Annotated in this window: 7 protein-coding genes; 5 read left to right on the plus strand and 2 right to left on the minus strand. The window is 56.2% G+C overall.

The window, feature by feature from the left end; all coding sequences use genetic code 11:
* Nucleotides 1–237 (plus strand): integration host factor subunit alpha (locus ACFFAR_RS24400; RefSeq protein ID WP_174364451.1); only part of this gene is annotated, 237 nt, incomplete at its 5' end.
* Between the two features lie 87 nt (nucleotides 238–324).
* The gene (locus ACFFAR_RS24405; protein WP_062170087.1) at nucleotides 325–714 is read left to right on the plus strand and encodes a MerR family transcriptional regulator; all 390 of its coding nucleotides are present in this window, start codon (nucleotides 325–327) and stop codon (nucleotides 712–714) included.
* Nucleotides 715–850: 136 nt separating this feature from the next.
* Here ACFFAR_RS24405 and ACFFAR_RS24410 read toward each other — a convergent pair whose 3' ends face one another.
* Nucleotides 851–1165 (minus strand): hypothetical protein, encoded by a 315-nt coding sequence (locus tag ACFFAR_RS24410; RefSeq protein WP_375508611.1) that lies wholly within the window; start codon nucleotides 1163–1165, stop codon nucleotides 851–853.
* A gap of 454 nt (nucleotides 1166–1619) precedes the next feature.
* Here ACFFAR_RS24410 and ACFFAR_RS24415 point away from each other — a divergent pair, with 454 nt between their 5' ends.
* From ACFFAR_RS24415 to ACFFAR_RS24425, 3 genes are all read left to right on the plus strand, one after another.
* Nucleotides 1620–2090 carry a VOC family protein gene (locus tag ACFFAR_RS24415; protein ID WP_174364450.1) on the plus strand — a complete coding sequence of 157 codons (471 nt, stop codon included), beginning with the start codon at nucleotides 1620–1622 and terminating at the stop codon, nucleotides 2088–2090.
* A gap of 145 nt (nucleotides 2091–2235) precedes the next feature.
* Nucleotides 2236–3714: an MFS transporter gene (locus ACFFAR_RS24420; protein ID WP_174364449.1), complete on the plus strand. Its 1479-nt coding sequence runs from the start codon at nucleotides 2236–2238 to the stop codon at nucleotides 3712–3714.
* 138 nt (nucleotides 3715–3852) lie between these two features.
* Complete coding sequence (locus ACFFAR_RS24425) at nucleotides 3853–4179, plus strand: NIPSNAP family protein (RefSeq protein WP_061999721.1); 327 nt, start codon at nucleotides 3853–3855, stop codon at nucleotides 4177–4179.
* Between the two features lie 64 nt (nucleotides 4180–4243).
* Here the strand turns inward: ACFFAR_RS24425 and ACFFAR_RS24430 are convergent, their stop codons facing one another.
* Nucleotides 4244–4642 (minus strand): hypothetical protein, encoded by a 399-nt coding sequence (locus tag ACFFAR_RS24430; RefSeq protein ID WP_174364448.1) that lies wholly within the window; start codon nucleotides 4640–4642, stop codon nucleotides 4244–4246.
* Nucleotides 4643–5002: the final 360 nt, after the last annotated feature.

Consider the following 5002-nt stretch of genomic DNA (forward strand, 5'->3'; position numbering starts at 1 on the left):
AAAGACATGGTGGAAGCATTTTTCGAGGTGATTCGCGACGCCCTTGAAAGCGGCGACAGTGTCAAGCTATCCGGCTTTGGCAACTTCCAATTGCGCGACAAACCGCAGCGTCCCGGCCGTAATCCAAAAACGGGAGAAGCCATTCCCATTGCGGCGCGCCGTGTCGTCACGTTTCATGCGAGTCAGAAGTTGAAAGCGCTGGTGGAAGCTGGTGCTGAAAACAGTTTCGGCCGCTGAAGTGACGGGCATACGGTATGTATCGCCCGAGCGCTTATTAGCGATATCCGCAAGTTTCGCGACATTCACCACCACGGTTGATTGACGATGGAAAAAGTCGTCCTGCCTCCAATCCCTGCCAAACGCTACTTCACCATTGGTGAAGTGAGCGAGCTTTGCGGCGTCAAGCCGCATGTGCTGCGCTACTGGGAACAGGAATTCACGCAACTGCGGCCCGTGAAGCGGCGGGGCAATCGTCGTTATTACCAGCATCATGAAGTCCTGCTGATCCGCCGCATTCGCGAACTGTTGTATGAACAGGGTTTTACCATCAACGGCGCGCGTAACCGGCTCGATTCACACGGACGTCCGAATGGGAATGCCGCCGATACTGACGACATTGCAGAGTCGGGTGGAGTATCCGAGGTGAATGTCTCGGTCGATGTCGATCAGTTGCGTAAAGATTTGCTTAAGGTGATCGATTTATTGGGCGGATGAGTTAGAGGCTGAACGAGAGGCTGGGTCAAAGGCCAGTTTCATGTACGCGAAAAGGCGTCGCTGATTAATCAGCGACGCCTTTTGGCTTTATCGGACTGACGAATTGGAAAATGATTGTTAATGGCTTCACGCCTCGTCATTTTCTCGCATTGTCGCGCCGGATTTCGATCAGCGGTAAATCCGGTTCCGAGAGCATTGCCTTCAACACATCATTGGCGAAATCTTCGACGACTGCATGCCACTCTACAGTTCCTACCGGAAAGTCAGCGGGAGACGCCTTTCCTTGCGCCTTGCGAATTGCGCCGACACTGATGCTCAACGCCCGAGCTCTTAGAAAGGTCGGATCATTGGAGTTGTCGGGAGTGTTAAGTTCGTGGTCCATAGATGGGCTTTCGGCCACCGGCAGTAAAACTTTAGCTTTATTTAAAGGGACGGAAGCGAGGCTGCGCATGTAAACGTAGAACGGTATCGCGCTTCACTGAAAGAAAGAAGCAGCCCAGGCCATATAAACAACAGGCGATTCAATCAGAAGAAAGGTAAATGGTCAGAGAAATAAACTTCGCATTAAATCAGTCAATTAACGTAATCAACCCTTGAATTGTCTCACCACACGTTTGTTCAAGATTTCAAGCCGAACGGGATTATGCATCGAGATTGCCTGCAATGCGCGGATTAACGGTAAAAGTGATTCATGTATGTACTTCGAACGTAATTTTAGATGGCAAAAAGTACTGCGGTTTGCATGGATACGATAAATTCAAAAGATGGCGGCGCAGCACGAATGGCTCACCCAGTTTTTTTGACTGAGTTTGTCGATCTATCAGGGTTTGGCACGTCGCGTTATGGCAGGCGCTCGAGCTGCGCCGGCTCTGGTGGTCAAATCCTCTCAATCAAGGAGCACTGCAATGCCCACGTCTACAGTCAAGCCAGTCCCGGACGGGATGCATACGATTACGCCTCATCTGGTTTGCAAAGGCGCCGCCGACGCAATCGCGTTTTATATCAAGGCGTTCAATGCAGTCGAACACACGCGGCTGCCCGGACCTGGCGGCACGGTGATGCACGCCATGCTGGGTATCGGCGATTCCACGCTGATGCTTGCCGAAGAGTTCGAGAATTGCGGCAATCATAGTCCGCTCACATTGAAAGGCTCGCCGGTGACGCTGCATTTATACGTGAACGACGTAGATGCCGCGTTCGCTCAAGTCGTTGACGCGGGTGCCAAGGTCATCATGCCGGTGACCGACATGTTCTGGGGTGACCGGTATGGCCAGGTCGAAGATCCGTTCGGTCACCGCTGGTCGCTCGCAACGCATACCCGTGATTTGAGCCCGGAACAGATCCGGGAAGCAATGGCGGCAATGCCGCAACAGTAATTCGAAACGAAAGGCGGATTGGCTCCGCCTTCATTCATCAAATAACAAAAATGAATTTGGGATGAGGCACGCGCGCCGGTACCATCGCGCGCTTGATAGCTTTTTTACAGCTTATTTTCCGGCTTCATTCAGCGTAGCCCATCCCATGTCTACTTCCTTCGCGGCAGAGCCCGCAATTGCGTCTTCGGCCTCCGACGCAGCGCGTCCCGTCATCCGCAGTGCCGCCGATGTCTCCCAGCTCGTCAACCGCGGCGCTGCAGTGGGAAGCGATGCGCGCATCGTCATCGCGATTGCGTTGGGTGGTGTTTTCCTCGATGCCTACGATCTCGGCGCGCTAGCGTTCGGCATCAAGGATATCGCCCGCGAGTTTTCGCTGACGCCGGCGGCAACGGGTTTTGTCGCGTCGGCCATTACTTTCGGGGCGATCATCGGTGCGTTCCTGGGCGGTTATCTCACCGACAAGATCGGCCGATACCGCGTCTTCATGGCCGACATGTTCTTCTTCGTCGTCGCGGCGATTGCGTGCGGCCTCGCGCCCAATGCCTGGGTGCTGGGCGGAGCGCGTTTCGTGATGGGGTTGGGCGTCGGTATCGATTTGCCTGTCGCGATGGCGTTTCTCGCCGAGTTTTCGCGTTTGAACGGCCGCGGCAACAAGGCGGCGCGCATCGCGATGTGGTGCCCGACGTGGTACGCCGCCATCAGCGTGTCTTATCTGCTCGTGCTCGCTTTGTACGCCGTGCTCCCGGCCAGCCATTCAGGCTGGTTGTGGCGCCTGACTCTGGGCTTTGGCGCATTGCCGGCGCTGGTGATCATCGCGATCCGCAGCCGCTACATCAGCGAATCGCCGGTTTGGGCCGCGAACCAGGGTGATCTGCGCGGCGCTGCCCAGATTTTGAAGCGCTCGTACGGCATCGATGTCGAAGTCGATGCCACCGCGCTCCAGGGCACAAAGGCGCCGGTGCACAAGGCAACGTGGAGCAACTACGGCGTGTTGTTGCGTGGTGTCTATCTTCGCCGGACCGTGCTCGCGACCATCATTGCCGTGGCTTCATCGTTTGCGTATAACGCCGTGGCCTTTGGCCTGCCCGTGATCATCTCGAGTTTCCTCGCGCAGTCGATGCTCACCACCATCCTTGCCTCGCTCGCGTTGAACCTGTGTTTTGCGTTCGTAGGTGGACTGATCGCCGTGCGCACCGTGCCAAAGGTCGGCGCGTGGAAGCTGACCGTGCTGGGCTATGCCTTCCAACTGGCGGCGCTGATCGGTCTTGCTGTGGTCGGGCGGCCGGCCGGCGGCGCACAAGTCGTCATGGCGATCGGCTTTCTCGCCGTGTTCCTGCTCGGCCAGGGATTCGGTCCCGGCTCGCACAGCATGACCTTCGCGTCGCTCAGCTATCCAACGTCGCTGCGGGGCGTTGGCGTGGGTTTCAACCAGACGCTGATGCGTGCCAGTTCGACTGTATCGCTCTTTCTGTTTCCTGTGCTCTCGGCGGCGCTTGGCACGAAGGTCTTCTGGATCATTGCGGTTGCGCCGCTGGCGGGGCTCATCGCGTTGCTTGCCATCCGATGGGAACCGTCAGGCTATGACGTCGATGCCGAGGATTTCGGGCCGGCCAAGCAGGCTTGATGTTGGCTTGGTTGCGGCTCAGTGATGGCTTGATGCAGCACCGCGTGCGAATGAGATGAAACGCCGGTACGATTGCTCGTGGTGAGTCCAAGCGCGGCTTGTTTTACGGCTGCATTACTTTATGTTCACGGGGAAAAAATGATCGTTGAAATGCGTATTTATCATTGCGCGCCGGGCCGTTTGCCAGCGTTGAACGACCGGTTCACCAACATCACGCTGGATTTCTTCAAGAAATATGGCATCGAACCGATCGGGTTCTGGACGACGATCGCCGGCCCGAGCAATCACGCCCTGACTTATCTGTTGAAGTGGGAAAGTCTCGCTGAGCGCGAAGAAAAGTGGAACGCGTTCCAGGCCGATGCGGAGTGGATCGCCAAGCGCGCCGAGACCGAGGCGAAGTCGCCGATCGTCGAACGCATCGAGAATCACTTTTTGGCGCCGACCGCTTATTCAGCGTTGCGTTGATAAGCGAAGCTTTTCGAAAAACGCCCGGTTATTTAGACGATAACCGGGCGTTTTCGCGATTGGGTCATGCTGCGCGCAGCGAAGTGACGTTGTCGTCCTTCGAACTCCGCCGCGATATACGTCGAACTCCTGTTTGCGACGGCTGCGCGATTTCGGGCAGGCGGCCATGCTCCTGGAAGTACCCGATCAATTCTATGGCGGCGCCGTATTCCCGCTGGACGAACCAGCTTTTCAGGGCGATCAGGAAGCCGTCGATGGCGTCATCGCCGAAATCCTGCGCGACTTCCGCGAGCGCTTCGGCGAGTGCATTGATGCGCGGCTGCGCTGACAACGTGCTTGCGATATGGGATGCGCTTCTGGACACGATCATGGCGTGAACGGGCCAGAGCTTGCTGTCGAAGGCGGGGTTGTTTGTCTTTTTGCGGGCTGGCTTGCGTAATTTGTTGCTCTTGCTGGCTGACATATGTGTTTCCCCGGAATGCGGCAGTACAGGTCGCGGTGGAACTGCGCCGGCTTGTCTGGCCTTGGCTTTTATAGTTGATTGATAGCGTTGTGAGCACCTTGAAAAGAAACTCGAATGGTGCTCACAAATGTCTATACGCGGGGAAGGCGCACTCGGATGCGTGCAGCGCAGCAAAATCGTTGACCGATCAGGAAGTAAACGAAAAAAGGCCCTCCGGGCAAAACCCGAAGAGCCTTATATGTATTAGTCGGGGCGAGAGGATTTGAACCTCCGACCACCTGCACCCCATTTCCCTGCGCTCCGCTATACACTTCAAGTACTTAGCTGATTTTGTCTAACTTGGCGCTTAAAAAATAGGCG

Source organism: uncultured Caballeronia sp. (genome assembly GCF_964243625.1).
Classification (GTDB): Bacteria; Pseudomonadota; Gammaproteobacteria; order Burkholderiales; family Burkholderiaceae; genus Caballeronia.

Coding starts and splice junctions, on each gene's coding strand:
- ACFFAR_RS24405 (WP_062170087.1), top strand. CDS start 325: ATGGAAAAAGTCGTCCTGCCTCCAATCCCTGCCAAACGCTACTTCACC.
- ACFFAR_RS24410 (WP_375508611.1), bottom strand. CDS start 1,165: ATGCGCAGCCTCGCTTCCGTCCCTTTAAATAAAGCTAAAGTTTTACTG.
- ACFFAR_RS24415 (WP_174364450.1), top strand. CDS start 1,620: ATGCCCACGTCTACAGTCAAGCCAGTCCCGGACGGGATGCATACGATT.
- ACFFAR_RS24420 (WP_174364449.1), top strand. CDS start 2,236: ATGTCTACTTCCTTCGCGGCAGAGCCCGCAATTGCGTCTTCGGCCTCC.
- ACFFAR_RS24425 (WP_061999721.1), top strand. CDS start 3,853: ATGATCGTTGAAATGCGTATTTATCATTGCGCGCCGGGCCGTTTGCCA.
- ACFFAR_RS24430 (WP_174364448.1), bottom strand. CDS start 4,642: ATGTCAGCCAGCAAGAGCAACAAATTACGCAAGCCAGCCCGCAAAAAG.